This window comes from Streptomyces avidinii (assembly GCF_014650695.1).
Classification (GTDB): domain Bacteria; phylum Actinomycetota; class Actinomycetes; order Streptomycetales; family Streptomycetaceae; genus Streptomyces; species Streptomyces avidinii.
This window is the reverse complement of record NZ_BMVL01000002.1, coordinates 386527-412633: the sequence shown is the minus strand read 5'-3', so window position 1 is coordinate 412633 and position 26107 is coordinate 386527. Positions and strand designations below refer to the sequence as shown.

The following is a 26107-nucleotide window of genomic DNA, read 5'->3' as shown; positions in this document are numbered from 1 at the left end:
TCGCCGGTCTGCGGCGAAGGAGCTGACGCATGTCGGCGTACCCCCTGACGTCGAGTCGTACGCCGACACCGGCTCTCAGGGCAGCCTTGCGGGGCCCGCGCGGTCTCTTCCGGTGCCGATCCCAGTTCTCCCGGTCGGCGTTGCTGCTCGTCGTTGAGCCGGTGATGGTTCGCTGCCGACCCGTTGCGCCGACTCGTGACTCCGAACCTCACAGATCGGCGCCGGCGGCGTACCGCCTGCGGCTGCTGCGGGGGGCGGAGACCGCGGCGATGGTCCAGGCCGTCACCCACACGGCTCCGACGAGCAATGCTGCGAGCGCGGTGGGCATGTGGGGAGGGGGGACCCAGGCTCGGTGCCAGGCCCGCGGCGCGGGCGCCGAAGCCGGGAACGCCCGCTCCCACCATCGCGATGCCCGCCCAGGAGACGACGAGCGCCGGCCAGCGGATCAGAGGGGTCCGCGGCAGGCGGCCGACAAGCAGCGCAACGACGGCCATCAGCAGGCCGAGAGCCGCGTTGGCCAGTTGGGCGGTCTCGACGTCGGCAACGGAGGCGTAGGCCTCGGTCGGCGCGGGGAAGCCCGGCATGCCCAGCTCGCCCTCCCTCGCCAGGTCCACCTTGCTGACGGTGTAGGCGAGGGCGCCGAGACAGGCGGTGGGGGCTGCGTGAGGGGTAATCACCGCCACCTCGTGATTGCCCCGCATCACCAGGTGGAGTGGTGGGTCAGGAGAAGTACAGGACGACGCAGCCGTTACACGGCTCGGCCGACGCCGGCCCGCGCAGCCGGCTCCGGCCCTGTCCCTGCAGGCCATAACGGCTGTGCCGGACCTGGTCGAGCAGTCCTACCCTCATCTGACGCATCGCAGGGTAGGACCGGACGGTCAGGCGGCCGGCACGTCCGGCGCGGTGTCCGTGCCGCGGAGTTCGGCTCGGGCGGCATTCAGGACGGCGATCTCGCGTCGACCTCGTAGTCCTTGTCGTCCGGATGCTTGACCAGCTTGCGCCGTCCGCCTGTCAGGTAGGCGTATGCGATCACACGGGGTATGAGGCCGCCGTCGGCTCCCCGCAGGGGTCCGTCCCTGATGTCCTGGACGTCCTGCCAGGCCACCCGTCGTGTGTGGGTGATTCCGCGGATGCGTATGCCGGTGCTGTCGACCAGGGTGGCGGACCGCGGTGCGCGGACGATGAAGACGATCAGGTTCGGCGCCATGAGCACGCTCAGGCCGAGCTGGCGAGGATGTCGGTCCGGGATGAGATCGTTTCCCGCATGGCCGACACAGACGAAGCAGAAGCCGACGTTGAGCATGCCGTCATCGCTCACTATCGACTGGCGGATGACGGCCTCGGCGAACCAAGCCAACGGGAGGTCGTCCGCCAGGCCCAGTCCCTGCTGACCGAGGCGATCGAGGAAGCCGACGTCGGCGAGTTCGACGGAAACGAGTACGGAGGAGGCGAGGTAGTCCTCTACGCCTACGGACCGGACGCTGATGCACTCTTCGCTGTCATGGCACCCATCCTGAACGACCTGCCGTTCCGGCCGGCGCGCGTCGTCTTGCGCTACGGCTCCGTCGATGACCCATCGGCTGCCGAGCATCGCGTCGACTTCTGACGAGACGAGTCACAAGCCCCCAGCCAGACGGGCACCTGGGGAATTACGCGAACGTCCACAACATGGGCCAGTTGTTGTTCGCCTGCGCCCACAGCGTCAGAATGGCGGTGACACCCAGGGCGGCGCCGTGCCAGCGCACCATGGCTGCCGCGCGGTGGTGCCGCCGGTCGGGGCGCTTGACGATTGCCCACAGCGAGCCGACGAGGGCGATCAGTCCGAACGAGATGAGGGCGAGAGCGCCCCCCAGCCGGTCCGCCGGCCACCCCACCGGGCGGAGCGTCGTCTGCTGCCGCAGCCCGTCGGCATCCCGCACCTCGACGACGCCCCCGTGCCAGACCACGCCGACAACCGGGTCACCCGGCCGCATCCGCGACAACACCTGACCGGTGTTACGGAACGCCACGTTCCACGGTTTGCCGTTTCGGGAGCAGCAACGTCGCCGCCGGGTCCTTCCCATCGGCGCCCACGTTGGTGGCGCTCTCGCGCACCATGAACGCTTGCTCCCGCACGCATGTTGACGCCATCACCGGCACGGAGGTGCAGACCGGGGAAGCCCGGTACTCCCGCTCCCGCTCCAGCGCCCCGCTCACCTCCATGGCCGCCATCACCCCCACCAACAGCCCCACGAGCGCGGTCGCCAGCCAGGCCGCGACCTGTCCCGCTTTCTCCACGATCCCCCGCTTCCCCCTCATTCCTCGGCGGTCCCCTGTCCCGCCCGCACCTGGGAGCACGGGGGATGATCAAGGAACACAGAAGGCCTGGTGCCCCAATCACAGCTGGTCGGAACAGTCGAGTTGCACAGATCAAGGAGGGGCGGCCGTCTGCCAGGGGGCCAGACACCCACAAGCCCCCAGGCCCTGATCGGCCAGCGACCACATACGTCATCCGCTCAGCGGACCCTCGGGGCCGGACGGGCGGGTGCGCGGGTCCGGGCTCTCCAGCGGCATCGGGCCGGGGCGCAGCCCTGTCCCTCCGGGCCAGCGCCGTGACCCAGACCGTCGCATGGCGATCGCAAGCGCTCGATTTGCCGCCGACTGCGCCGCGGCGGAGAGAAGGAAGGCGAACCAGGAGCGGTAGATGCGGCTGCTGATGGCGATCGACGAGGCTTCCGACGACGGGAGTCGCCTGCCGCGTGACGTGTCGGAATTCGAGCGGATCGTGCTGTACGAGGTGGCCGCGCTGCCTGGCCAGGGAGTACCTCGGTGCTGGAGGACATCGCCGCCCACGGCTACCCCGCCCCGGAGACCGGCATGCTGTGGGAGACCGCCTGCGACGCGCACCTCGCCCGCCTCGCCGACGAGCAGCTCCGTGTCGTCTGACCCCTCCGCCCGCCGCTCTCGCGTCATCATGGTCGAGCCCTGCCCTCACCCAACTCACCAAGCTCACGGCGAACGAGACGCACCGCCTGGACCGCACAATCGTCGCCATCGGCGTGAACCCCCAACTCGGCACCGACAACGAACAACAGCGCCCCGGACCCGCTCGCGTCCGGGCGCTGCTGTGTTTGCTGCACGGTGCGGTCGTCGGGTGATGCGGACGGCCGCACCTGGTCAGGCGGAGTGGCCCCTGCCGCGGGCCCCGTTACGCCCGGGACCGGTCGGCCTGGAGGTCAGTCATCTGTCAGGGCGGTTCCGTGGGAGCCTTTATGAGTGCCGCGAAGGGCTCCCGTGCCGTGCCGCTGGTAAAGAAATACAGGCCGTAACCAGTGGAAGTTTCCTGCCAATCAAGTGCGCTGGGCCTACGCCCTTCTTCATTTTTCAGTGAAATTGTTGCCTGTAGGTAACTCTTTTGTGTATCCGGCGATGTGTGGGTAACCCACCAAATGGTGGCGTATCGAGGGCGGCGGGTGGCATTGAGAATCTCGTTGCTGTAATAGAGTCGAGCCTGGTATTTGAGGTACTCATCTCCTGGATCAGCCACCCACTTGGGGGCATCTTCCACATGGGAAAGACTTTCATTCCATGACGTAGTGCCCGACGATATGAAGTCCGGGCTGAGTGTTGCCCGATCCGTCCTTATGACCACGGCTTCGGCGACGCCTTCGATCAAATCAAATTCCGAGTCTGCAGGGATGGTCAGGATCTTTTCCTCGACCACGGTGTCACCTGACTCCAAGGAAGAACCACCGGAGTCTTCCATGGCCTCACCGGAGCTTATCAACTCACGTCCCATGACCCTGGTGTTCCGCTCCACACTCTCGCCGGCCTGGATGTCGGTTTTCCAGTCTGCAATATCCCTGGTCTTTTCGGTGAAGGCTGCCGAACGTCCGTAGACTCTGTAGAGAGTGCCCAGGATGTAAAGCGGAACCTTTCCGTTGTTCTTGACGGTCACGGTCATAGGAACGTACAAGACGGTGCCCTTGGCGTTCAACTTCGGTTCCTCGAACTTGACTACCAGGTCCAGGGTGAGAGGGCTGGAGTACGGTACGTACACCCGCGAGTAGAGCAAGTTTCCGAGGGATATGAGCCCAGCTACTGCGGCGCCGGTCGCGACTTTTTTAGGATGGGGTGACGTATTCCATACCTGCTGAGGGTTTATCTTCCACAGTGCCCAGAAAGACCAGACCAGGGCGGTGGGCCAGACCCAGGCGTAGTGAGTGTATTCTCTGGCATCAATCTGCATGACGAGCAGTAGGGCATTCAAGGCCAGTGCGATCACTACGCCTATGAGAACCGCTGCTCCGGAGTAGACCCAGCGCCGTTTACCCAGATAATCGAAGGTGGAAATTGCCGCGATCGCCTCCACGGCGCCGGCGAACAGAAATGTGGCGCCTGCTGCGCGTCCCCCGAAAGTCAGGGCATCAGAGACGTCCGTTTCCCCTATCTTGCCGAGCACGCCTGCAGTGATGAGAAGCCCCGCAGCCATCAGGACAGAAGCTGCCCGCCGTCTCCAGGGTCGGTCCGGCCAGACCTCGGATCCGCCACCCCGCCAATGCACAAGCTCACCGGCATCCAGGTCCAAGTCCTTCGGGACTCCGGCACGACCCAACAGATTGCGCAGGTCGCCCAGAGACCAGGCCCGTCCCACGGCTTCACCCCGCACGCGGACCTCCCGCAATCCACGACTGTCCGGCGGCTCCACCACTATCAGAGGTTCGCTGTTCACAGCACCAAGCTGATCCGGAAGGAAGCAGGACCGCATGCCGGGGCACCCCCGGATGCGCAGCGGTACGGGGTTGGAGATCCAGGTCAAGGCACAGGCCCAAACCAGCCGAGCGCTACGCCGTGTGGGTTACGGGCTGTCCAGGTGCGGTGTGGGCGTGATGTCCGTGTTCTTTTGATAGGACCAAGTGTCCATCGCCATGGAGAACACGAAACGCGCTGTGCGTGGCGGCGTGCGCGGACAAACCCCCGGCGAAGTGGGTGCTTGACGCCCTGCACTGCCTGCCGTGCGACAAGGCACGGGGGAAGGGGGGTGCCGCGGACCGGCAGACCGTGGATCTGGCCGAGGCCGCGGTACTGATGCACCGCGTGGGCGAGGTGTTCGGACGCTGCCGTCATCGACACCGACGCGGAGCGGAATGATCCCCTCAAGGGCAAGGTGTATCCGGCCGACCCCGCGGTGCTGGCCAAGGTCGCCTCGACCAACGGCCGGAACCTTCAGCTCGGAGCGAGCGTCAGGGCCGGGCTCAAGCGGGCGGACCCCTCATCAGACGACGACAAGGTCCTCTTCACCGTGCCATGGACGTGGTTGCGTACCGCTCAGGGCGAGCCCGGTTCGGCTACACCGCAACCTGTCCGCACGACCGACGAGGGCCGCATGCGCCGCCTCACCGTCAACCTCTCACCCGCGTACGCGCAGCGCCTGTTCGACGCCCGGGCACAGGGCGCCGACGCCGCCTCGTCCGAGCGTGTCAACTGCAGACCCCACCGGATGCGGGCTGCAATGGCGACTGCGGGCAGCCGCCTTCGCGCGGGCTGCTTCCGGCCCCGTGGCGCTGTCGACCGCGGGCAGGACCCCGGCAGCCGTCACACATTGCCGGTCACCGCCCCGGTCGGCAGCACCCTGACCCCGTACGGGGTCAGGCGGTCACGAGTGCGTCTTCGGCGACCTTCGCGGTGTTGATGAGGGCGACGTTGGACTGGTCGGCGATGTTGTTGGCGAGGGTGTTGCCGTTGCTGCTGCCGTGGCTGCTGGTGGACCCGTCGTTCCCGGCGTTGGCGCCCTGATTCTGGCTGGCGATCAGGAGGGCTCCGACGTTGTCCCCGATGGTGTTGGCCGACGCGGGGGCCGCGACGCCGAGGACGGCGACGCCGGCGACGGCCGCGGCGCTCAGAACCGGCTTGAAGATCTTGTTCATGCACAGGCAACGATTGCTGCGGGGGGCCGGACACGGGGTGCAGCAAGGGCGCGGCCGGGTGTACTCGCCGGCGGCACCGCGCCGGGCCCGGTGTACCTCGATGTCGGGAGTGGTTCGGACGTGCCGTCGACCACGCACTGGTCGGCCTACGACGGCAGGTCCCGCCGTCCGCGCGCGGAGGCATTCCGGGCGGTGTGCGCGTGCGGATGGCACGGCGCCGCGGAGTACCCCGTGGACCGGGACGCTGCCGGCGACCGGCCCCGGTACGCAGCGGACGTCGTCCGTGCGGAGACCCGCGAGGACAGGTGCAGGCAGGGGACGGGCACGGAACCCGGGGTCCGAGCTCTGCTCACCGAACGGCCGGACAGCAGCCCCGAGCACCCCCGGACGAGACACGCCCCGTACGTGACCAGGCCGGAAAGCCCGGACACCGCCTCGGCCCGCGACCCGCAACTCACCCTCCGGTGGGGTGCGGATCGGTCTCAGCAGCGGGCGAGTGTGCCGCTCTTCAGGGTGGATTTGTCGCCGACCAACCAGCCTTCGGTGTTCGTGCCCTCGATACGGGCGTAGATCCACTTGTTGCCGTGGGCATTGGTGACGTAGCAGTGGTAGTAGACCTTCACGCCGGACTTGACCACGGTCACATAGGAGCACTCCGCGTACGGGCCGGTGTAGAGGTGGGTTTCCTGGGCCGCGTACCCGTAGCCGTCGCTGCGGTTCGAGTGGGCCCAACCGGTGCACGCCGTCGACACTGGGACGGGCTCCTTCACCGGGGAGCTGGTCGTTGCCTTCGGCGAGCCGGACGGTTTCGTGGCCGAGCCGCCGTTGCCGGGCGTCGGCGTGGGACCTGTCTGCCGGCCCTCGCCCTTCTTCGAGGGGGTGGCGGACGTCAGGCCTCCCGGGCTGGCCGGGCCGTCGGACATGTCACCGTCGGCGGCGCTGCTCGCCGTCGCAAGTGCCGTGTTCGACCTGCCGCCGCCCGCGTCGCCCCGCGTGTCCATCAGGGCGTAGGCGACTCCGCCGCAGGTGAGGGCAGTGGCGGCCGCCACCGCGACGACGGCACGGGTGCGGCGGCCCCGCGTGCGGACGGTCGTGGCACTGGTCTCGGATCGGCTGCCGTGACCGTCGGGTATGCCGGGGACCGTGCCCGGCGCGGCGCCCGGCTGCGGAGGGGCGTCGTAGGCGTCGGTCGGCGTGTAGGAGGAGGCGAAGGGCTGGGGGGCGGGCGGGGAGAACGGCGCGGCGGGGGGACCGAAGGCCGGCGGAGGGACGGGCTGGGGGGCCGGTGCCGGCGCGAGGTCCGCCGTCCTGACCCCGGCAACCGCCTCCAGCATTTCGCGCGCCCGCCCGGCGTCGGGCCGCTGCAGCGGGTCCTTGGCCATCAGCGCCTGCAGCACCGGGGTGAGCGGTCCGGCGCTCCGGGGCTCCGGCAGCGCTTCGCCGACGATCGCCGCCAGCGTGGACCACACCGACGTACGGCGGAAGGGCGAAGAGCCCTCCACGGCCGCGTACAGCGTCATGCCGAGCGCCCAGATGTCCGACGCGGCACCCGGTTCCCGGCCCTGCGCGCGTTCCGGAGGCAGATAGTCGAGGGAGCCGACGATCTGACCGCTCTGGGTCAGCTTGGCCAGGGCCTCGTCGCCGGTGGTCTCCATGCTGGCGATGCCGAAGTCGGTGAGTACGACCCGGCCGCTGCGCTCAAGCAGTACGTTGCCGGGCTTGACGTCCCGGTGCAGGACCCCGGCCCGGTGTGCCGCGTCGAGCGCGTCCATCAGCTTGGCGCCGATCGCGGCCGCTTCACGCGGGTCCAGTGGGCCGCGCTCCGCCAGCACGTCGTCGAGGGAGGGCCCGTCGACCAGCTCCATGACGATGACCGGCAGCCCCTGCTCCTCGACCACATCGTGCACGGTGACCACACCGCTGTGCCGGATACGGGCGGCGGCCTGCGCCTCCCGCTGCATCCTGACCCGCAGATCGGCCAGTTCGGCCGGCGAGGCGTCGGTGTAGGCCCGCAGGACCTTGACGGCGACCTCGCGGTTCAGCAACTGGTCCACCGCCCGGGCGACCACACCCATGCCACCGCGCCCGATCATCGCGGTCACGAGATACCGCCCGCCCAGAGCCTTGCCGACCAGCTCCGCGCCGTTCGCCCCCGTCACCCGTCACGCTCCGTTTCGTTGCACTGTTGAAGATCCGCGGGAACCAGCGTAGGGGTACACGCGCGGTCGGGTTCGCACGGCCCGGCCCTCGGCGCGCAGGTGCGCCTTCCAAGGCCTGTGATCATCCAGACATCTGACGTGAGATCAGGACACTCGTGCGGTGCTCCCGCCGCCCCGCCCGTTCGGCCGGGAGCCGGGCCGCCGGGGCCATGGCGACTGCGGCCCCCCAGCGAGGCCTCCTGGAGAAGACGTGATATCCGAGGACACGCCGTTCTACGGTGGCCGGTAGCACCTGCCGTAGCACCTGCCGTAGGACGGCCGATGAGCGCCCAGCCCGACCCCACACCCGCCTCCGCTGCCCCGTACGCGCCCGCCCCTGGCGGTGCGGCCGAACTCCTTGCCCGGCTCCGGGCCGGCCGCCCGGCCGAGCAGTGGGTGCCTGCGTTCGAGCGGGACTGGGCCAAGGCCCTGGAGGACGCCTGCCCCGCGTTCAGCCTCACCCCTCTGCACGAGGTGGTGCGCACCTGGCAACTGCGCGTGGCCGCAGCCCCGGACGCCGACGACTTCATGGACTCCGGACAGGACGACTCCGACGTCGTGGACCTGGACGACGTCCTCGGCGGCCGCCCGTGACCGAACAGCCGTGGGCGGTGCGCCTGTCCCCGCCGGCCGCGAAGACCCTCGCCGAGCTCCCCGAGCCGGCTCGGGAGACGGCCCGCGACGTCCTGGACATTGCGGTGCGCTCCCCGTGGGGCTGGCCCCAGTGGAACGCCGGCGATCCGGAGGGCGAGGACGTCCGGGCGGCGTCCGTGGGCCAGCTCTCCGTCGTCTACGTGGCCAACCGGCTCACCCGGCGCTTGTCCGTCCTGGGCATCGTCTGGCTCGGCTGAATCCTGGCCACCGCCGCGGTACTGCGGCGACGATGCTCAGTTGTCATCCTGCTCACCGCTCCTCGACCGCCCACACCGGCGCCCTTCGACGTGCCCCCTGCACGCATACCGTCGGTGATCTGATCCCCCCTCACCAGGGGCATCGGTAGAGGAAGGAAGGATGGGGTGATGGACCTGGGGGACTTGATCAGAGACCTGCGCACCGCGCGAGGATGGTCGCAGGACAGGTTGTCCGACCGGATCAACGCCCGGTACGGGACGGTCCTGACCCGCGAGTACGTCTCCCGGTGGGAGCGCGGTGCGGTGACGCCGGGCGCCTACTACCTGCGGTGCCTGTCCGTGGTGCTGGACGTGCCGCTGGCCGTTCTGGAGGGTCAAGTGGACCGACGTGAGTTCCTCACCGACGCGGCCGGTGCCGCCATAGCCCCCGTGGTGGCCTCCGACTTCCTCGGCGCAGGGTTCACCCGCCCGGCTGAGCAGACCTTCCACTACGCCGTCCCCTTCCGGCGCGTCAACGGGTTCACGTCCCTGCTTGCCGCCGGCTCGGGGACGAGGCCACAGCCGTCGCGGCCCAGGACGCAACCCGCGCCGAGCTACCCGTCCCGCTGCCCCGGTTCGCAACCCACCTGGAGATGCACCGGGGGCTGATGCCGGCCCGCTCCGGCGACATCACCGCCGGCACCGCCGGCACCGCCCACGCCCGCACGGCGCTGGACGCGCTCCCGCCGGAGAAGCACTCCCTGACCCTGCGCCTGCTCATGACAGAGGTCGAACAGTCCTGAGCTTGTTCTTCATCCTCAACCGTTGCAGGGCGTGAATGGTGTTCTCGTGGCGGATACGCGATCATGACCGCATTCTCCACAGAGGTGGCTCCATGACCCGGGAACGTCCTGCGTACTACGAACTCGGCTACGGCGAGGACTTCGGTCTGACCGCCCTGACCGAACGCCTCAGCCGTCCCGGCTCCGCCACCGGCCCGGCCGCCGCGCTCGGGTTCGCGGAGGAGCTGGCCGACCGGTCAGAGGGCGAGGAGGCCGTCGAGCTGGGGGAGGACGCCCGCCGCCTGCTGGCGTCCGAGCTCCCGGAACGGGTCCTTCACACGGTGTGGCTGGCCTCTACCGGGAACGCCTTCGACCCGACCGGCCACGGCATGACCTGCCGTGCCTGGCTGGAGCGGATCTCGGAGGTGTCCACGGCACGGCTCCGGCAGAACAAGGGGTCCTACACGCCGCCGCCGGCGCGGCCGGTACGGGACTCCCGGCTGTGCCAGGCGGTCGTGGCGGAACTCCGCGTCACGGCTCCGGCCCTGGAAGAGGCTTCTCCGCTGCCGAAGCTCGTCGACTGCCTGGAGCAAGTGGTGACCGGTGCCGACGCCGATCTCGGCATGCGCCTGTTGCTCCGCGCGCTCAAGGCGCACTCCGTGCCCGTCCCGTACGGGCAGTACCACCGCCTGCTGGCCCTCGGCCGGCAGTTCGGCTTCCCCCCGGGCGCCGTTCACGACGGCCTCGCGATCACTTGGCCGCCGGTCGGCGCCGCCTCGCGGCAGGGCATCAACGGGGACTTCGGGCTCTCCCGACTCGCCAGGCAGTTCACGGCGGGCTGGCACTACCGCACGCCCCGCGAGGCGGTCGCGGCTGCCGTGAAGGCCGACGGCTACGAGCGCCCTCCGGGCTCGGAGGCGGCGGTACTCCTGGAGGACACCCGCCGGGTGCTCGACCCCGGCCTGTCCGATGACGCGATCACCGTGTTGTGGCTGGCAGCAACGGACCGTGGCTACAGCATCGACCGGTTCGGCCTCGGCGGCCGGGAGTGGCTGGAGCAGGTCGCCGAAGTGTGCGAGGAGCACCTGACCGAGGTCGCACCCGCCTACGTCCCGGCGGCCCCGCCGCCGGTCACCGGTGCCGGCGACGAGGTCCTGCGCGAGATACGCGGCATGTCCCCCCTCGCCGCGAGCACGGCGGTCAGCCCCGACTTCCACCCCCTTGAAGGCACCACGGTCATGGAAGCCCTGGAACAGGTCACCACCCAGGTCGACCCCGACCTCGGGTTCCGTCTGCTCCTGCGCACAGTGGAAGTCCTCCGGCTGCCGCTCACCGAGGAGCAGTACACCCGCTACCAGGCCCTCGCCGGCCGTTTCCACTACGGCGAGGACCACCTCCTCTTCTCGGTCTACCACCTGGTGCAGCGAACCTGACCCACCTGCCCGAACGCACGTCTCGTTGAGCCGGTTCCAGTCGGATCGTTGGGTGGCGAACCAGCGTCCGATGTCCTCGCTGTGCCGTGCGGTGGGGTGGCCCCGCCGAGACCGGATCAGGGTGTCGCCCGGCGCAAGGACAGGGCGAAGGCGCAGCTGGTGACGGTGAGGACGACGATCGGCGGCATGGGCAGGAGCAGGACGGATATCGCCAGGCCCACCAGTGAGGCGACGAGGGGGATCCATCCGAAGGCGGTGCGCCGTTCGACCAGTGCCGGCGCGTGCCGGACGGCGGTGAGGGCGAGGAGCCCGCACGCGATGACGAACAGGGCCATGACGAGGCTCATGCCCTGGACGATGTCGAGGGTGCTGCGTTCCAGACCGAGCAGGGTCATGCTCGACTCCCGCATGGCTGCCGAAGAGGCTTGCTGCTGGGGGGTGGGGTCGCCCAGCGCCGTCGCGGCCGCAAGGGCGAGGTGGCCCGTGCCCAGCAGGAGGAAGCCGCCGGCCCCGACTCTGAAGGGTCGCAGTGGCTTGGGCTGGGGCTTGCGCTCGAGGACGGGTGTGACGGTCGCGCTCACCGTGGCTCCTTGAAGTCGAACGAGGCTGCCCTCTACATCGGTAGAGGACGTCGCCCGCACTCTACACATGTAGAGGCTATGGGTGCGGTGGGGGGTGTGGGGTGGGGGCAGCTCGCACACCGGATTCGAACAAGGCACGGCTGTCAGGGACGAGCTGGAGGTGTCCGGGACACTCTCCTCCGGGTGGCGCCTGGGTGCCCTGCGCCTCCCGGGCCCGCTCCACCCGCCGGTCCCGGCCCGCTGCCCGCTGCCCGCGGGCTCGGACCGGGAGCGGTCGCTGCGGTTGCTCCAGGCGATCGACGAAGCCGTCGCCAACAACGCCGGCATGGCGGGGGAGTGGCCTGGCGGCCCGGTGTACGAACGACCCGCCGCGTCGATGGACTGCCCGCAGCCCGATCCGGGCCGGGTGACCCGTTCCAGGTCCACAGAACCGTCCGCCCGAACCGTCAAACGGCCGCCGTCCGAGCCTTGCCCGGCTGCGTAGATGAGAACGAAGAGCATGAGTGCTGGCAACGGTTCGTTCTTGATCGCGGGTCGAATGTCGGCGAGAACCGCGAACACCCGCGGGTGCCCTCGGTGCCTGTAGAGGCCTGGCCTTGACAGTGGGTGGGGCTCGGCTCAATCGTCGGGGCATGACGAACTCGGGTGGCGATGGTGAGAGCGATAGGGAATGGCAGGGGATTCTGAGCGCCTGGCGACCGCCGCATCAGCCTGGGCACCGGTTCCGTCCTGCCCTGTGGGACGTACTGAAGCTGGCGGCGGAGGAGCCGGTGCTGCGCAGGCTGTTTCCGTGGACGAGTATGAACGAGCTGCATGTGTCGGCGACGGGGAACTTCCGTGACTACTCCGCGGAGCCGTTCCCGGCGATCGCTGCGTCGACCGGTGACTTTGTCGTGATGACGCATCCATGGGGACTGGACCGTGTGGTGTTGAGGACCACGGACCCCGCAGCCGCGCTGGCGTGCATGGTGCGCCTGATGGAGGACCCTGCTCCCGTCACAAGGGTCGAGTAAGGGCCGACATCACCACCGGTGGACTGAAGAGAGGACATCCGCGGTCGTCTGAAGCGGGTCGAGCAGGCGTATCCACCCGAGTCCGGGGGAGTACCCCCATGTCTTTAGTCAAGGGAAACGGGGGCGTTGGGTCGGGGAGCCGGGCAGCACGGCGGGGTGGCTGATCTGCTGTGGGATGACGTGAAGTGCTTCTTCGACCCGGACTCGATGGGGTTGCTGCCAGACGTACCTGTCCCAAATGCCTCGGCGAAGGACTGGCAGGCGGTCCTCGATCTTGTCGCGGAGAGGGACTGGAAGTGCCGGTACTCCGAAGGCGGCGAGGCGGTGCTTCCGGTGACCCGGGCGGAGGACGTGCTGTCCCGCCCGGTGGATGCCGACTGCCCGGACCTGCGGGTTTGGTCGACCGTCGACGTGCTGGCGATCTTTCGTTTCCGTGCCGACGACGAAGTTGACTTCGACGTCGACCTGCGGGAGTTGCAGGGCCAGGAGCGACTCGACGTGTTCTGCGGCTTCCTTCGGGAGATCGGGCGGCGGCAGGGCAAGCCGGTGCTGATGGATTCGGAGGGCGATTCTGGCCATCAACTCGACGCGCCTGCGAAGTCGGGTCCGGCGACAGTCCCACCGGCGCATGAACCGGGCGCGCGTCATGGTCCCGGATGCCTTCTGGCGGGGTCCGGCGGAGTCCGCCAGGACGGCGGCCAGGCGACATCCGACCGTGTTTCCCCAGAGGGGAGGTCGAGACTCGCTCGCGCGAGTTCGAGGTACTCCTGGCGGGCGGTCCGATATTCCGCGAACGCCGTGTCCCATGCTCCGGCGTCCGCCGGGATCAGACCACGGGCCAGCCACTCGAGATGCCACAGACAGTGGTTCACCCGGACCGTGGCGGTGTTGGTCGCCGCGTCGCCCAACAGCCAGAGCCCCTCGCTCAGAGCCGAGCGATGGCCCTCGGCCTCCCCCAGCTCGCCAAGTAACTCATCGGTGGGTTCCAACGGGGCGGACCCCGTCGCGATCCCGCGGAAGACGGCGATGCGCAGGTAGCGATGCGCCAATTCCTTGACCGCGTGGCCGTACTCGGCATAGGCGTTCAGCCGCCGCTCGTCCCAGCGGACCGACTGCTGCCGACGCCATCGGGGGCGCTCGTTCGCACTGCTGACCAGATACGACGTTGCGGCACCCACGACGACACCGACGAGGGGGAGGGCTTCGCTGATCAAGCTCATTGACTTCCCTTCAGTGCAGTGGAGGGCCCCTACGCGATGGGAACGTCCCCGACAGCCGAACACGGCGACAAGCGCCCGGCCAACGGGTTCCGTCGAGGTCGACCGGCTGTACCCGGTACGGGACGCGGAGGGTAAGTTCCGATCCGGAAGAACACCCGGCGTTTCCTGCGCATGGACGGCCTCCTGCACTTGAGCTCCCGCTGCACAGGAGACGCCGACGAGCCGGAGCCGACCGACCCCTACGGGCAAGTGGTACCCGACGCAACTGCCTTTCATCCGTGGTCGTCTCGGCCGCGGTGACCGTTCCCCGGCGGCAACAGCCCGCTGCCGGACTCCGCGGACGAGCGACGGGCGGTCCGGATCCGCGCCTTCCCGGGCGCACCGCCCCTGAACCCCTGCCTGGAGGGCGGTCCACTCGCTGCCGTCGAACGCGGCGTGCAGCAGCAACCCTCGCGGAATGCCGTCTGGGTCAGGGGTGTCGAGCAGCACCACGCGAGCGCAGGTGGAGCCCGCCGGCCGATGCGTGCGCAGACACCGGCGCCCAGGACCTTCGGCGGCGCCGCACCCCGCGGTCGCTAGTGCCCCGTGTCCGGCTCCGGGGGCCGGGCGTCGGCGCGTACGAGGTTCTGTTCCAGGCGTTCGAGGACGGCGAGGGCATCGGCGCGCTCGTCGTCCGAGAAGCCGGTGGCCGAGATGTCCTCGAGTTGGATCCAGATCCGCTCCACCTCCCGGCGCAGGGCGTAGCTGGCCGCTGTCGGTTCGATGAGCGAGGCGCGCTTGTCGGTGGGCGAGGGGCGGCGGCGGACGAAGCCTGCCTGTTCGAGGCGGCGGACCGTACGGGTCATCGTGGCGGCGTCGGAGTCCAGCAGGCGTACCAGGTCGATCTGGCGCTGGGGACCGAGTTCCCAGAGGTGCATCATGACCAGTTCCTGGCCCGGGTGCAGGCCGATGCGGCGCAGGAGCTGTCCGGCGAACATGCGGTGCAGTCGGGCCAGCCGGAAGATCGCATGGCTGATCGGTCCGCCTGCGGCCGCACCGGGGACCGGCACGGTGGCTTCCCGTTCCCTCGCTCCTGGATCCCGCTCGGCCTCGGATGTGGACTCGGCCATCTTCTCCCCACTCTCCTGTTTGGACAGGAGAACTCTACCTACATCCAGGTCCATCAGCAGTGGTTCCGCTCGTCAGGTGACGCGTATGGACAGGTCTAGGGTGCTGCACGCCTCACTTGCCAGGCAGCGAGAAGCAGGTTTACTGTTCAGGCAGGTAATTTACTTGTCTGGACAGTAAACAGCTCGCGGGGGCCACGAAACGCCCGGCCCGCAGAGCGCCACCCATCCCGAGGGAGCGACCATGACCACTGCTTTCGATCCGATCGTCCTGGGCGGCACACGCCTCGCGAACCGAGTCGTGATGGCGCCGATGACACGTAGCCGTGCCCACGGCCCGGGCGCGGAGCCGACCGAGCTGATGGCGACCTACTACGCGCAGCGAGCCGGCGCCGGGCTGATCGTCACCGAAGGCGTCCAGCCCTCACCCATCGGCCAGGGCTACCCCGACACCCCCGGCCTGCACACGCCGGGCCAGGTGCGGGCCTGGCGGACGGTGACCGACGCCGTGCACCGCGAGGGAGGGGTGATCTTCGCGCAGCTGATGCACACCGGGCGGATCGGTCACCCCAGCCTGCTGCCCGACGGACTGACACCGGTGGGGCCCTCGGCGGTCGCCGCCCAGGGACGGGTCTACACCCACCAGGGTCCGCAGGAATTCGTCACGCCGAAGGAGCTGAGCGAGGCGGAGATCCGGCAGACCATCGCCGACTTCGCGACCGCGGCGCACCACGCCGTCGAGGCCGGATTCGACGGTGTGGAGATCCACGGCGCCAACGGCTACCTGATCCACCAGTTCCTCGCGGACAACACCAACCACCGCACCGACGCCTGGGGCGGCTCAGCCGAAGGCCGGATCCGCTTCGCCGTCGACGTCGTCACGGCCGTGACCGAGGCGATCGGCGGTCGGCGGGTCGGTCTGCGGATCTCGCCCGGAAACCGCTACAACGACATCGTCGAGGACAACCCTGGCGAGGTCTACGGGGCCCTGCTGGACCGGCTCGCAGGTCTGGATCTTGCCTATCTGCACCTGATGGAGGGCCCCGACTCCGGACTGACCTCGCAACTGCGCAAGGAATGGCCCGGCACGTTCGTCCTCAACCCGTTCACCCACCCCGACGTCACCGGCCTCGACGCGCTCGAGCTGATCGAGGACGGGAGCGCGGACATGGTGGCCTACGGGGCACTGTTCCTCGCCAACCCCGACCTGCCCCGGCGCCTCGCCGCCCGGGGTCCGTTCAACGCCCCGGACCAGGCCACCTTCTACGGCGGCGACCACCGCGGCTACACCGACTACCCCACCCTCACCGCTTGAGCGGCGGCCCCGCCGACGGGGCCCTCACCTGGGAGTTCCTGATGTCCAAAGCGATCACCTTCTCCGAGTACGGCACCCCCGAGGTGCTGCGGCTGTCGGAGGTCACCGCACCGGAGCCCGGCCCGGGCCAGGTCCGGATCCGAGTACGGGCCGCCTCTGTGAATCCGCTCGACATGAAGATCCGCTCCGGCCTGATGGCCGGCGCCGTCCCGGCGCGCTTCCCCGTGATCCCCGGACTGGACGCGGCCGGCGTCGTCGAAGCGGTCGGCGAGGGAGCCGACGCGGCCGTGGGCGACGAGGTCCTCGGCGCCACCGCGGGCGGCAGCTACAGAGAGCACGCACTGCTGGAGCGGCCGGTCGCCAAGCCCGCAGCGCTGTCCTGGGAGGTCGCGGCATCGCTGGTGACCGTCGGCCGGACCGCGTTCCGCGTCCTCGCCCAGCTGGGCGTGCGCAAGGGGCAGACCCTGCTCGTCCACGGCGCCGGCGGCAGCGTGGGCGTCATCGCGGCGCAGCTGGCCGTCACCCGCGGTATCACCGTCATCACAACGGTCGGCGAACACGACATCGAGCGGGTCACCGCCCTCGGAGCCACCGCCGTCCGCTACGGCGACGGCTGGGTGCAGCGGGTGAGGGCCGCGGCGCCCCAGGGAGTCGACTTCGTCCTCGACGCCTCCGGCGCCGGTGTCCTCGCCGACTCCGTTGCCCTGACCGGCGACAGCGCACACGTCATCACCATCGCCGACATGTCCGCCGCACAGCACGGCGTCCGCTTCAGCGCCGGCAGCGCCGACCAGGCCGAGGACGCTCTGCCGCAGCTGGTCGAACTGGCCGCCGACGGCATGCTCACCCTGCCCATCTGGCGGACCTATCCGCTCGGGGAGGCCGCCACCGCGCACACCGACCTGGAAGCCCACCGCAACCGGGGCAAGGCCGTCCTGCTGCCCTGACCTCCCACTTCCCACCCCCCACTTCCCGTGCCGCCGCCTCGTGCTGCTTAGGCGGGCGAGGCGGCCCCGGGGCCGCAGTCCTTCATCCCCGCACCGATCCCTTCGCCTCGCCGAGTGACGCACCGCCGCAGGCCGCATCAGCACCACTACGCACGCCGACCGGCGGCGCAGACCGCCCGATGCCGGACTCGGTCCACGACCCGCTCCTGCCCGGACCGCCGCCCACACGCCCGACCCCGACGGCCGGGCCGTGCCCCCGGCACCGGAGACGATCCGCCGGCGGCCCGAGCACCGCACGACCTGGCCCCACACCCACAGATTGGAATACCCATGTCCGCACGCACCCTGCCCGAAGCCACCTTCGCCCGCACCGTTCTCGGCTCCGGCCCCGGTCTCGCGCTCGCCCACGGCGCCGGCAGCAGCGTGGCCGGCACCTTCGGACCGATCCTGGAGGGTCTGGCCACCCGCCACACCGTCGTCGGCGTCGACTACCCCGGCAGCGGGGACACCCCCCGCTCGGCCACGCCGCTGTCGCTGGACGACCTGGCCGACCAGCTCGTCACCGCCGCCGTCACCGAAGGCCTGGACACCTTCGCACTGTCCGGATACTCCCTCGGCGGCCCCGTCGCCATCCGCGCGGCAGCCCGCCACCCCGAGCGCGTCACCGCCCTCGTGCTGACCGCAACCTTCCCCCACCGGGACAACCACCTCGCTCTCGCCCTGCCGATCTGGCGCAAGCTGGCCGAGTCGGGCGACCGTGAAGTGCTGGCCGAGTACCTGACGATGATGGCCCTGGGCGCCGACGCACTGGAGGCAATGCCGGCCGAGCAGCTCCAGCAGGCGATCGAGTTCACCGCCGCGAGCGTCGCCGAGGGCACCCCCGAGCACGCCGAGCTGGCCCCCCGCGCCGACGTCCGCGACGACCTGCCGCACATCAAGGCGCCCACCCTGGTCATCTCCACCACCCAGGACCGGTTCACCTCCACCCGCCTGCACCACCAACTCGCCGACACCATCCCCGGCGCCCAGTTGGTGGAGATCCACACCGGCCACCTGCCCATGGTGGAACGCCCCGAGGAATGGCAGAAGCTCATCACCACCTTCCTCGCCCGGCACAGCGCCTGAGCGAACGGAACACACGCGCCGTACCGCTTCCCACCGACAACGGGAAGCGGTACGGCTCCGCCTCCCCACCGCAGCAGGCTTCGACGCCGACTCCCGACCCGCTCTTCGACGACCGGAAGCAGGTACTGATCTACGGTCGGTTGCCGGGAGGAGGACGCCTATGCGATACATCCACAGTCCGGTGTCGAGCTGCTGGCGCTCGTAGAGCCGTACCCGCTCGATGGCCTGCCCGTCGGGAGGACCAGAGCGGTGGCCCCGGGGCGGCCGTGACGGCAGCCGTGCGGCACGGGTGCTGCCGTCCGGCTGTTTACGGACCGGCGAGCGGAATATGGCAGCGCCTTGTCCAGGTGATGCGGCGCGACACGGCACAGCGCAGCAACGGGGGTGACAGGGTCGACCCCGCACCCGCGGGGAATGGGTGGCGCCAGAAGGCCGGGAGGTTCCCGGCGGCGAAGGAACCGCGTCAAAAGGAAGGCACCGGTCGGCAGGTGCAGACCTGTTCCACCCCGGCTGACCGTACCGGCGGTGCCGCCGGTACGGCCGGTATGGCCGAAAGACCTGAACCAATACCGGGAATCAGGCCGCGACGAGCTCCTGCTCGCGGTCCGGCGTTTTGACCTTGGGCTTCTTGTTCGGCAGTGAGAGCCGGAAGACCTTGCGCCACGCGGAGAACACCTGCTTGGGGAGCGGCCCGGTGACGTATTCCAGCTCGTACTTCTCGAACAGCGCGCGCACCTTCACCGCGACCTCGGCGTACCGGTTGCTCGGCAGGTCCGGGAACAGGTGGTGCTCGATCTGGTGCGACAGGTTGCCGGTCATGAAGTGCATGGCCCTGCTGCCGCTGATGTTCGCCGAGCCCATCATCTGGCGCAGGTACCACTGGCCGCGCGTTTCGTCCTTGATCGACCGGCGCTCGAAGACCTGTACGCCCTCGGGGAAGTGCCCGCACATGATCACCGAGTGGGTCCAGATGTTGCGGACCAGGTTGGCGGTGAACGTGGCGGCGAGCGTGGTGAGGAACGACGGGCCCGACAGCAGCGGGTGGATCACGTAGTCCTTGAGCACCTGCTTGCGGATCTTGCGGCCCACGGCCCTGGCCCGTGCGCGGAACTCCGGGTTCTTGCGGCGGCGCTTGTGCAGGTTCTTGCCGAGCTCCAGGTCGTACGCTGCGATGCCGTACTCGAAGAAGCAGGCGTTGATGAAGTTCCACAGCGGCTGGCCGAGGTGGAACGGGTGCCACTTCTGGTCCTCGTCGACGCGCATGATGCCGTAGCCGAGGTCGTTGTCCTTGCCGATGACGTTGGTGTACGTGTGGTGCAGCTCGTTGTGCGAGTGCTTCCACTGGTCGGCCGGCGAGACGTGATCCCAGTCCCAGGTGGTGGAGTGGATCTTCGGGTCCCGCATCCAGTCCCACTGGCCGTGCAGGATGTTGTGGCCGATCTCCATGTTGTCCATGATCTTCGCCACGGACAGACCGGCGGTGCCGATCAGCCACGCGGGCGGGAAGAAGGAGAACAGCAGCACGCCCCGGCTGACCAGCTCGAGCTTGCGCTGCGCCGAGATGACCTTACGGATGTAGGCGGCGTCCTCCTCGCCGCGGCCGGCGATCACCTCGTCGCGGATCGCGTCCAGCTCGCGGCCGAGCTCCTCGATCTGCTCCGCGGTCAGGTGGGCGGTGGGGTCGATGGCGGTCAAGGTGCTCCTACCGTTCGATGTCGCAGGGGCCCGCCGCGGCGGACACGCAGGTCTGGATGAGGACGCCCGGCTCGGCCTCGGTGATCTGGCCGGTGCGCAGGTCGCGGACGGCGCCCGCCTTGAGCGGCGTGATGCAGCCGAAGCAGATGCCCATGCGGCACCCGGAGGGCATGAGCACGCCGGCCTCCTCGCCGATGTCCAGCAACGGCGTGGCGCCGTCCGCGTCGACGGTCTTGCCGGTGGCGCTGAACGTGACCTCGCCGCCCTCGCCGGCGACGACGATGCCGGGGCGGAAGCGTTCGGTATGCAGGCGCTCTTGTACGCCGTGCTCGGTCCAGTGCTCTTCGGCGGCGTCCAGCAGGCCCGCGGGCCCGCAGGCCCAGGTCTCGCGCTCGGCCCAGTCGGGCACGAGTTCGTCGAGACGGGCGATGTCGAGCATGCCGTCCGTGTCGGTGTGCACCTCGGTGAGCCGCAGCTTCCTGTCCGCGACCAGGTCGTGCAGTTCGTTGCGGAAGATCACGTCTTGCGGCTGTGGCGCGCAGTGGACCATGACGACGTCGTCGAACTCGATGTCGCGCAGCATGCCCATCACGGGCGTGATCCCGCTGCCGGCCGTCAGGTAGAGCACCTTGGCGGGCTTGGCCTGCGGCAGCACGAAGTCACCGGTCGGCTGGTCGAGCTGGACCAGCGTGCCCGGTTTCGCCCTGCGGACCAGGTGGTTGCTGACCTTGCCGTCAGGGATCGCCTTCACGGTGATCGTGACGCGGCCGTCCTGGCGGTTTGTCGGCGAGGTGATGGAGTAGGCACGCCACAGGCGCACCCCGTCGACGTCGACCCCGATCCGCACGTACTGACCGGCTGTGTGGCCGCGCCAGCCCCGTCCCGGCCTGATCACGACAGTCGCGGCGTCAGCCGTCTCGGGGTGCACGGCCTCGATGCGCCCACGCAGGTCAGCGCCCGCACGCAGCGGGCTGACCAGGTCGAGGTAGTCCGACGGCAGCAGCGGCGTCGTGACCATCTCCAGCAGTTTCCACGCCCTGCTGCGGAGGGCTGTACTCGTCATGACTCCAGCTTGCTGCGCCTCAAGGGGTAAAGTCCTGACCACAGGACGTAAATCTGATCGGCTGAATTGTTCGCAGGGAACAAAATCGTGAGCCATGCAATCCGGAGGGCCGGCGAACTGGCCCTGGACGAGACGACGGTCACCGCACTTCGGGCCGCGCTGAAGACCACCGCCGACGAGGTCGTCCAGGCGATCATCGACGAGGTCCCTCCCTACGCCAACGCCCTTTCGGGCCGTATGGGCGCCACCATCCGCCGAGCCGTCCGTACCGCCCTGGGGCACTACCTGGACCTCGCGAGCGGGAACGCCACAGGCGTCGACGGCGGTGACGCAGCCTACGAGCTTGGCCGCGGCGAGGTGCGCGACGGCCGTTCGATGGACGCCCTGCTCAGTGCCTACCGCGTCGGCGCCCGCGTGGCCTGGCGATGCCTGGCAGCGGGTGCCGTACCCGTGGGTCTGCCCGCCGCCGAGGTCGCCAAGTTCGCCGAGCTGACCTTCGCCTACATCGACGAGCTCTCTGCCGCGAGCGCCGCGGGCCACGCCGACGAACTGGCCGCCCGGGGCAGGGCCCACGAGCGCCACCTGGAACACCTGGCCCGCGACCTCCTCGCCGGCGCGAGCCCGGAGGTGCTGCTGGCCTCTGTTCAACGGGCCGGGTGGCAGCCTCCGGTCTCGCTGACCGCGGTCCTTCTGCCCGCCGCCCAGGCCCGGCCTGCCTACCGCACGCTCGACCCGAGCACCCTCGTCCTCGACGATCTGCCGGACGCCACCGGCGTGCTGCTCGTCCCCGATGCCGACCGATCACATCTCTTGCGGCAGCTGACCGACCGCACCGCCGTGGTCGGCCCGGCCCGGTCATGGACTCGCGCGTCCGCCTCGTACGCACGAGCCGTACGCGCGCGCTCCCTCTCCTCCGATATTCGCGACACCGAGGACCACCTGCCCGAGCTGGTGCTGAGCGCCGACGTGGAGGCGTTCGCAGACCTGCGTGCCCGAGCGCTCGCACCGTTGCGGACCTTGCCTGTCGCGACGGCACGGCGGCTGGAGGAGACGTTGCGCGCGTGGCTGCTGCACCAGGGCAGGCGGGACGAGGTGGCGTCGGCGTTGTTCGTCCATCCCCAGACGGTCCGGTACCGGATGTCGCAGCTGCGGGAGCTGTTTCCGGATCTCGCATTGCCGCACCGGGTCCTTGAACTGACGCTGGCGGTCGGTCTTCGGGTCAGCTGACGCGTACGTCGACCGTCCACGACGGCGTCCGCGAGCAGTCCAGGAATCGTGCCTCGTTCTCGGCGGCACAGCAGGCCCGGGCGAACGGCGCCGTGTACCGCGCGAGCAAGCGGGCGGTGCGGGGCCTGGTGGAGGCGGACGGGGCCCGGTCGCGGTGGGCGGCCGGAGCACTGCGGGGCGCACGATGGTCCGGCCGGGCGGTACCTGGGCCCCGGCCAGCCGTCGGGGCGGGGCCGTACGCGGTTTCAGAGCCCTTGAGCGGCCCGGAGACGGTCGATCTGGCGCAGGACGGGCGTCTCGGAGACGCGCGGGTACGGTTCCGTTCCCGCCGCCGAGAGGTCGGTGACGCACACGCCGACCCGGGTCACGATGCGGTCGATGACCTCGGCGGGGCCGGTGGAGCCCGCATCGGTCATGGTCATCCGGATGCGCAGGGTGTCCTCCGGGAAGCCCCCCGTGTCGAGGTCCTCGTACCGGATCGTCACCGTGCGTCCGTCCTCCTCCACCGATGGACAGCCCGCGAGTGCCGTGCGCAGCCGGCCGAAGACCGTCACGGCGTCGGTCCCCGCATAGGACGACAGGAAGTTGACCGTCGGGCTCCCCGGCTCCTCGGTGTCGAAGATCTGGGAGACGGCGGCGTGGGCGCCCCGCTGGCCGAGCAGGCCCCACATGGCGGTACAAGGGGCCGTCAGTTCGGCAGGCAACAGCGGCCTCACCACACGTCTCCAGGAGGCACGCGACCGCGGCATCCTGGCTCAGGCACCGACGGCGAGCCGGGCATCAGCGCGTACCCGCGGTCCCTGGAGATCCGGCCGGCCACCTGGCACGCGGGCGGCGCCGGGGCGTAATCAAAGTTTCCTCCGTGCCGGCCGCGCGAGCACCTGGACGGTGCCGCCCGCTGACCGGGCATCGGCTGGAGTGCCCGCGGGAATTGGCTGGCAGGTGCATGACGGGTTGGTGGGGTGCGGGGCTACCTTCTTAGGGCTCCGGAGGGGCGGCTGTCCGAACTCGCGGGCCACAGGCGGGCGGTGGCGGCGTCTCCAGTGCCCCGGCTCCGCCGAGGGGCCGGGCCCCCACGCATGAAGGAAGACGACATGTCTCTGGGCACCTGGCTGAAAGTCGGCACCTCCGCCGCCGCACTGGTCCTCGCGGCGGCAACCGCCGCGACCGCGGCACCCGCGCCCGTACCCGACGCCACCGCAGCGGTAGTGACACTCCGTTACGACGACAGTCGGGCCGGTGGCTGGGAAGCGGCCATCGCGGCCGGCGTCGCTTCCTGGAATGCGAACGTCGGTAACGTACGGCTGGTGGAGGCCGCGCCCGGGGCCCGGGCCGAGATCGTCATCGTCGCCACCACCGGCTGGCCGCAGGCCACCCTCGGCCCTGTCCGTCCGGGACGACAGGTCCGAGTCGAACTCGGCGCGCAGGCCGTGAGCCAGGGGTACGACAAGACGCGCATCGCCGCGCACGAGCTGGGCCACAGCCTGGGCCTCCCGGACACCAAGCCGGGGCCGTGCTCCCAGCTGATGTCCGGGTCCAGCGCCGGAACGGCCTGCACCAACGCCGTGCCCAACGCGACGGAGCGCTCCCGCGTGCAGAACGCGTACGCGAACGGGCTCGCGGCAACGGTGCCGACCGACGGCCGGGTACTCATCGACGCCCCCTGACCGGCGGGTGGGCCGGCGCGGGGCCCTGGCTGGGACGGGACTCCCGGAGGGCGGCCGCGCCGGCGCCCGCCGCCTCGCCGCCCGCCGCCTCGCCGCCCGCCGCCTCGGCGCCCGCCGCCCGCCGCCTCGGCGCCGATCCCGCGACAGTCCCCGGAGCCCTGCTGCGCGACTACGCGGACGAGATCGACGGGGTACGCGTCATGTGCCTCATTGACCGCTGCGGATCTCGTCGATGCGCTTCGCCAGAGCCTGTGTCTCCGCGATCAGCCGTTCGTGCGCCTTCTTCTGCTCCTCGGCACCCCGGCCCCTGAACGCCCCGCTGAAGTGGGGTTGGAGCTGGGTCCACCAGCCGTAGTCCAGCATGGCCCACGCCTGCGGGCAGAGGGGGGCGCGGGTCTTCGGGAGATAGCCGCTGTCGACCAGGGACTGCTGGTACTTCTTCGGGGCGCTGCCCTCCAGGTAGCACAGGAAGTTGAAGGCCCGCTGCTGGGTAACGGGGTGGTCGCTCGACATGCCCTCCAGCGTCGGCGTGCCTTCCTTGCGTGCGATCTCGTCGAAGAGGACCGCGGCGGCCAGCGACGGGCCCGGACCGACCTCGTTGACGGTGTAGAAGGACGCGAAGCCGTCCGCCGCGTCCTCTTCGAGGCCGAGGTTGGCCAGGAGGAGCTGGCGCTGCAGGGCATGGCCCATCTCGTGGCCGAAGATGAATTCGGTCGACAGCACGGTCAGGTCGTCGGTGTTGTACTCGGACGCGGGGATCGGGGCGGGCCGTTCGACGGTCTTCACGACATCGGCGAGGGCCTTCTCGATCTCGGTCAGGAACGGTGGCGGGACGAAGATCGTCCTGCCGTCGGGCTGGGTGACGGCGTCGGTGACGCCGGGCGGCACGGCGGCGGTGACCTTCACGACCATGTCGTGCGGGAGGGTGAGTGATCTGTTCACCCAGTCGGCCGTACGCTCCAGCACGCGGGAGTTCCGGATCAGTGCCACGGCCTCCCGGTCCTCCGGTTTGACCGTTTGGGCCTCGTAGACGACGGTGACCCTGCCGGAGCGCGCCGCCTGGGGGCGGGGCCCTGCTCCAGGCCCCTGCCCGGCGTCGCGGGCCTCGCCGCTGCACCCGGTCGAGACGACCCCGGCGAGGAGCAGTACCCCTGACAGGACGATGTGCGCCCTCTTCGAGCGATCGGCGGTGTTCGGCATCCTTGATCGGCTCCCGTCGCGTGTCCCCGCACTGATCCTCCGGCCGTCCGGAGGCGGGTGCCCGTCGAGCCGCCCGTACGGGGGACCGGTTGCTGTGTGGGCGACCTGCGGGAGGCCGGCTGCGCATGTTGCTGCGCCACACTCCCAGCCGTACTTCGATGTCCTGTTGCTCGTAGCGCACGATCTCAACATGGGAGCGCGGAATCCTCGCGGGCGAGCCCCTTTCTGGAAGGCCGTACCGCCCGCGCGCGCGGCCCGGAAGGCCGGGGCGGCCTTGGCCGGGGCCTTGCCCGCACGTGGGGCTTTCTGCGGCTTGACGCCGAGTGCGCGGAGCCGGTGCTGCTGCTCCTCGTTCAGCCGGTCCCAGTCCCGCCGCCGGGTGGCGAGCCGCCGGCCGACGTCCTCGCCGTGCCGCGTCCCCCCGGCACGATCGCGGTCAGGCGGGCGCCGGAGGCGAGGAGCTGGGTGAGGTAGGCGTGCTGCCGCTGCCGCTGCCGCTGCCGCTGCCGCTGCCGCTGCCGCTGCCGCTGCCGCTGCCGCTGCCGCTGCCGCTGCCGGTCCACGGTCCACGGTCCACCCACGCTCGCCCGGGTTCCAGTCCGGGTCGATCGCAGCGAGCGCGGCGGCCCGCCGCTCCGCGCGTTCGGGGTCTTTGCCCAGCCCGCCGGGGCGGCGGATGTCGGTGAGCCATTGCCCGATCGCGATGTCGAGGGTGGTGGCGCCCCGTGGGGCCGCGAGGGTCCCGTGGAGCTCGTAGTAGGCCCGCGCTGCGCCGAGGTTGGTCTCGAAGCCGGCGTCG

At 70.1% G+C, this 26107-nt stretch carries 26 protein-coding genes and 2 pseudogenes; 13 read left to right on the top strand and 15 right to left on the bottom strand.

Annotation, left to right across the window (positions count from 1 at the left end; genetic code table 11):
* Positions 1-937: 937 nt before the first annotated feature.
* The gene (locus tag IE257_RS06060; RefSeq protein WP_189965429.1) at positions 938-1207 is read right to left on the bottom strand and encodes a PH domain-containing protein; all 270 of its coding nucleotides are present in this window, start codon (positions 1205-1207) and stop codon (positions 938-940) included.
* A 57-nt stretch (positions 1208-1264) separates the two neighbouring features.
* Here IE257_RS06060 and IE257_RS06055 point away from each other — a divergent pair, with 57 nt between their 5' ends.
* Positions 1265-1606 (top strand): hypothetical protein, encoded by a 342-nt coding sequence (locus IE257_RS06055; protein WP_229920152.1) that lies wholly within the window; start codon positions 1265-1267, stop codon positions 1604-1606.
* Positions 1607-1649: 43 nt separating this feature from the next.
* On the opposite strand, the gene IE257_RS06050 is transcribed toward IE257_RS06055, so the two are convergent.
* The 5 genes from IE257_RS06050 to IE257_RS06025 all read right to left on the bottom strand — a co-directional run bounded on the left by IE257_RS06050 (position 1650) and on the right by IE257_RS06025 (position 7999).
* Entirely contained in the window at positions 1650-2009 is a 360-nt protein-coding gene (locus tag IE257_RS06050; protein ID WP_189965425.1) for a hypothetical protein, read from the bottom strand.
* Positions 1996-2277 (bottom strand): hypothetical protein, encoded by a 282-nt coding sequence (locus tag IE257_RS06045; RefSeq protein ID WP_189965423.1) that lies wholly within the window; start codon positions 2275-2277, stop codon positions 1996-1998. Before IE257_RS06045 ends, IE257_RS06050 begins: the two co-directional genes overlap by 14 nt.
* A 949-nt stretch (positions 2278-3226) precedes the next feature.
* Positions 3227-4471 (bottom strand): hypothetical protein, encoded by a 1245-nt coding sequence (locus IE257_RS06040; RefSeq protein ID WP_189965421.1) that lies wholly within the window; start codon positions 4469-4471, stop codon positions 3227-3229.
* Between the two features lie 1156 nt (positions 4472-5627).
* Positions 5628-5906: a hypothetical protein gene (locus tag IE257_RS06030; RefSeq protein WP_189965419.1), complete on the bottom strand. Its 279-nt coding sequence runs from the start codon at positions 5904-5906 to the stop codon at positions 5628-5630.
* 482 nt (positions 5907-6388) lie between these two features.
* Complete coding sequence (locus tag IE257_RS06025) at positions 6389-7999, bottom strand: serine/threonine-protein kinase (protein ID WP_189966191.1); 1611 nt, start codon at positions 7997-7999, stop codon at positions 6389-6391.
* Between the two features lie 387 nt (positions 8000-8386).
* Here IE257_RS06025 and IE257_RS06020 point away from each other — a divergent pair, with 387 nt between their 5' ends.
* The 5 genes from IE257_RS06020 (at position 8387) to IE257_RS06005 (ending at position 11149) form a co-directional block, all read left to right on the top strand.
* On the top strand, positions 8387-8698 hold the full coding sequence (locus IE257_RS06020) for a DUF6247 family protein (RefSeq protein ID WP_189965417.1): 312 nt from the start codon (positions 8387-8389) through the stop codon (positions 8696-8698).
* Positions 8695-8955, top strand: coding sequence for a hypothetical protein (locus IE257_RS06015; protein WP_189965415.1), 261 nt, complete (start codon positions 8695-8697; stop codon positions 8953-8955). Before IE257_RS06020 ends, IE257_RS06015 begins: the two co-directional genes overlap by 4 nt.
* Positions 8956-9123: 168 nt before the next feature.
* Entirely contained in the window at positions 9124-9603 is a 480-nt protein-coding gene (locus IE257_RS06010) for a helix-turn-helix domain-containing protein (RefSeq protein ID WP_229920151.1), read from the top strand.
* On the top strand, positions 9603-9737 hold the full coding sequence (locus IE257_RS38850) for a hypothetical protein (protein ID WP_268251384.1): 135 nt from the start codon (positions 9603-9605) through the stop codon (positions 9735-9737). Before IE257_RS06010 ends, IE257_RS38850 begins: the two co-directional genes overlap by 1 nt.
* 92 nt (positions 9738-9829) lie before the next feature.
* Complete coding sequence (locus IE257_RS06005; RefSeq protein ID WP_189965413.1) at positions 9830-11149, top strand: hypothetical protein; 1320 nt, start codon at positions 9830-9832, stop codon at positions 11147-11149.
* 116 nt (positions 11150-11265) lie between these two features.
* Here IE257_RS06005 and IE257_RS06000 read toward each other — a convergent pair whose 3' ends face one another.
* A complete protein-coding gene (locus tag IE257_RS06000; RefSeq protein ID WP_189965411.1) occupies positions 11266-11730 on the bottom strand; it encodes an LIC_13387 family protein in 465 nt (154 codons plus the stop codon).
* A gap of 632 nt (positions 11731-12362) precedes the next feature.
* On the opposite strand from IE257_RS06000, the gene IE257_RS05995 reads away from it, so the two are divergent.
* Together IE257_RS05995 and IE257_RS37915 are read left to right on the top strand one after the other, a co-directional pair.
* Complete coding sequence (locus IE257_RS05995) at positions 12363-12743, top strand: DUF6193 family natural product biosynthesis protein (RefSeq protein ID WP_189965409.1); 381 nt, start codon at positions 12363-12365, stop codon at positions 12741-12743.
* Between the two features lie 156 nt (positions 12744-12899).
* Positions 12900-13322, top strand: a pseudogene (locus IE257_RS37915) (hypothetical protein); the annotation flags it as partial.
* 65 nt (positions 13323-13387) lie between these two features.
* On the opposite strand, the gene IE257_RS05990 reads toward IE257_RS37915, so the two are convergent.
* Both IE257_RS05990 and IE257_RS05985 read right to left on the bottom strand, forming a co-directional pair.
* On the bottom strand, positions 13388-13963 hold the full coding sequence (locus tag IE257_RS05990; protein WP_189965407.1) for a hypothetical protein: 576 nt from the start codon (positions 13961-13963) through the stop codon (positions 13388-13390).
* A gap of 575 nt (positions 13964-14538) precedes the next feature.
* On the bottom strand, positions 14539-15072 hold the full coding sequence (locus IE257_RS05985) for a MarR family winged helix-turn-helix transcriptional regulator (protein WP_189965405.1): 534 nt from the start codon (positions 15070-15072) through the stop codon (positions 14539-14541).
* Between the two features lie 241 nt (positions 15073-15313).
* Here IE257_RS05985 and IE257_RS05980 point away from each other — a divergent pair, with 241 nt between their 5' ends.
* The 3 genes from IE257_RS05980 (at position 15314) to IE257_RS05970 (ending at position 18456) form a co-directional block, all read left to right on the top strand.
* On the top strand, positions 15314-16384 hold the full coding sequence (locus IE257_RS05980) for an alkene reductase (RefSeq protein WP_189965403.1): 1071 nt from the start codon (positions 15314-15316) through the stop codon (positions 16382-16384).
* A 41-nt stretch (positions 16385-16425) separates the two neighbouring features.
* A complete protein-coding gene (locus IE257_RS05975; RefSeq protein WP_189966189.1) occupies positions 16426-17331 on the top strand; it encodes an NADP-dependent oxidoreductase in 906 nt (301 codons plus the stop codon).
* Between the two features lie 330 nt (positions 17332-17661).
* Entirely contained in the window at positions 17662-18456 is a 795-nt protein-coding gene (locus IE257_RS05970) for an alpha/beta fold hydrolase (protein WP_189965401.1), read from the top strand.
* Between the two features lie 576 nt (positions 18457-19032).
* Here IE257_RS05970 and IE257_RS05965 read toward each other — a convergent pair.
* Both IE257_RS05965 and IE257_RS05960 read right to left on the bottom strand, forming a co-directional pair.
* Positions 19033-20151 (bottom strand): fatty acid desaturase family protein, encoded by a 1119-nt coding sequence (locus IE257_RS05965; RefSeq protein ID WP_189965399.1) that lies wholly within the window; start codon positions 20149-20151, stop codon positions 19033-19035.
* Positions 20152-20158: 7 nt separating this feature from the next.
* On the bottom strand, positions 20159-21214 hold the full coding sequence (locus tag IE257_RS05960; protein ID WP_229920150.1) for a ferredoxin reductase: 1056 nt from the start codon (positions 21212-21214) through the stop codon (positions 20159-20161).
* Between the two features lie 87 nt (positions 21215-21301).
* Here IE257_RS05960 and IE257_RS05955 point away from each other — a divergent pair, with 87 nt between their 5' ends.
* Positions 21302-22441, top strand: a complete 1140-nt coding sequence (locus IE257_RS05955; RefSeq protein ID WP_189965396.1) for a PucR family transcriptional regulator — start codon at positions 21302-21304, stop codon at positions 22439-22441.
* A 245-nt stretch (positions 22442-22686) separates the two neighbouring features.
* On the opposite strand, the gene IE257_RS05950 is transcribed toward IE257_RS05955, so the two are convergent.
* On the bottom strand, positions 22687-23157 hold the full coding sequence (locus IE257_RS05950; protein WP_189965394.1) for a hypothetical protein: 471 nt from the start codon (positions 23155-23157) through the stop codon (positions 22687-22689).
* 378 nt (positions 23158-23535) lie between these two features.
* On the opposite strand from IE257_RS05950, the gene IE257_RS05945 reads away from it, so the two are divergent.
* Positions 23536-24108: a snapalysin family zinc-dependent metalloprotease gene (locus IE257_RS05945; protein WP_189965392.1), complete on the top strand. Its 573-nt coding sequence runs from the start codon at positions 23536-23538 to the stop codon at positions 24106-24108.
* A 207-nt stretch (positions 24109-24315) separates the two neighbouring features.
* On the opposite strand, the gene IE257_RS05940 is transcribed toward IE257_RS05945, so the two are convergent.
* The 3 genes and pseudogenes from IE257_RS05940 to IE257_RS38845 all read right to left on the bottom strand — a co-directional run.
* Positions 24316-25665 (bottom strand): DUF4344 domain-containing metallopeptidase, encoded by a 1350-nt coding sequence (locus IE257_RS05940; protein ID WP_505383557.1) that lies wholly within the window; start codon positions 25663-25665, stop codon positions 24316-24318.
* A complete protein-coding gene (locus tag IE257_RS05935; RefSeq protein ID WP_189965388.1) occupies positions 25662-25889 on the bottom strand; it encodes a hypothetical protein in 228 nt (75 codons plus the stop codon). Before IE257_RS05935 ends, IE257_RS05940 begins: the two co-directional genes overlap by 4 nt.
* Positions 25890-25911: 22 nt before the next feature.
* Positions 25912-26091 (bottom strand): annotated as a pseudogene (locus IE257_RS38845) (helicase associated domain-containing protein); the annotation flags it as partial.
* Positions 26092-26107: the final 16 nt, after the last annotated feature.

Excerpts from the sequence above, each read along its gene's own strand:
- IE257_RS06025 (WP_189966191.1), bottom strand. The coding sequence starts at position 7,999 with ATGATCGGGCGCGGTGGCATGGGTGTGGTCGCCCGGGCGGTGGACCAG.
- IE257_RS06040 (WP_189965421.1), bottom strand. The coding sequence starts at position 4,471 with ATGGCTGCGGGGCTTCTCATCACTGCAGGCGTGCTCGGCAAGATAGGG.
- IE257_RS05945 (WP_189965392.1), top strand. The coding sequence starts at position 23,536 with ATGTCTCTGGGCACCTGGCTGAAAGTCGGCACCTCCGCCGCCGCACTG.
- IE257_RS06005 (WP_189965413.1), top strand. The coding sequence starts at position 9,830 with ATGACCCGGGAACGTCCTGCGTACTACGAACTCGGCTACGGCGAGGAC.
- IE257_RS06020 (WP_189965417.1), top strand. The coding sequence starts at position 8,387 with ATGAGCGCCCAGCCCGACCCCACACCCGCCTCCGCTGCCCCGTACGCG.
- IE257_RS38850 (WP_268251384.1), top strand. The coding sequence starts at position 9,603 with ATGCCGGCCCGCTCCGGCGACATCACCGCCGGCACCGCCGGCACCGCC.
- IE257_RS05990 (WP_189965407.1), bottom strand. The coding sequence starts at position 13,963 with ATGAGCTTGATCAGCGAAGCCCTCCCCCTCGTCGGTGTCGTCGTGGGT.
- IE257_RS05985 (WP_189965405.1), bottom strand. The coding sequence starts at position 15,072 with ATGGCCGAGTCCACATCCGAGGCCGAGCGGGATCCAGGAGCGAGGGAA.
- IE257_RS06030 (WP_189965419.1), bottom strand. The coding sequence starts at position 5,906 with ATGAACAAGATCTTCAAGCCGGTTCTGAGCGCCGCGGCCGTCGCCGGC.
- IE257_RS05995 (WP_189965409.1), top strand. The coding sequence starts at position 12,363 with ATGACGAACTCGGGTGGCGATGGTGAGAGCGATAGGGAATGGCAGGGG.
- IE257_RS06010 (WP_229920151.1), top strand. The coding sequence starts at position 9,124 with ATGGACCTGGGGGACTTGATCAGAGACCTGCGCACCGCGCGAGGATGG.
- IE257_RS05980 (WP_189965403.1), top strand. The coding sequence starts at position 15,314 with ATGACCACTGCTTTCGATCCGATCGTCCTGGGCGGCACACGCCTCGCG.
- IE257_RS05975 (WP_189966189.1), top strand. The coding sequence starts at position 16,426 with ATGTCCAAAGCGATCACCTTCTCCGAGTACGGCACCCCCGAGGTGCTG.
- IE257_RS06060 (WP_189965429.1), bottom strand. The coding sequence starts at position 1,207 with ATGGCGCCGAACCTGATCGTCTTCATCGTCCGCGCACCGCGGTCCGCC.
- IE257_RS06055 (WP_229920152.1), top strand. The coding sequence starts at position 1,265 with ATGGCCGACACAGACGAAGCAGAAGCCGACGTTGAGCATGCCGTCATC.
- IE257_RS05970 (WP_189965401.1), top strand. The coding sequence starts at position 17,662 with ATGTCCGCACGCACCCTGCCCGAAGCCACCTTCGCCCGCACCGTTCTC.
- IE257_RS05960 (WP_229920150.1), bottom strand. The coding sequence starts at position 21,214 with ATGACGAGTACAGCCCTCCGCAGCAGGGCGTGGAAACTGCTGGAGATG.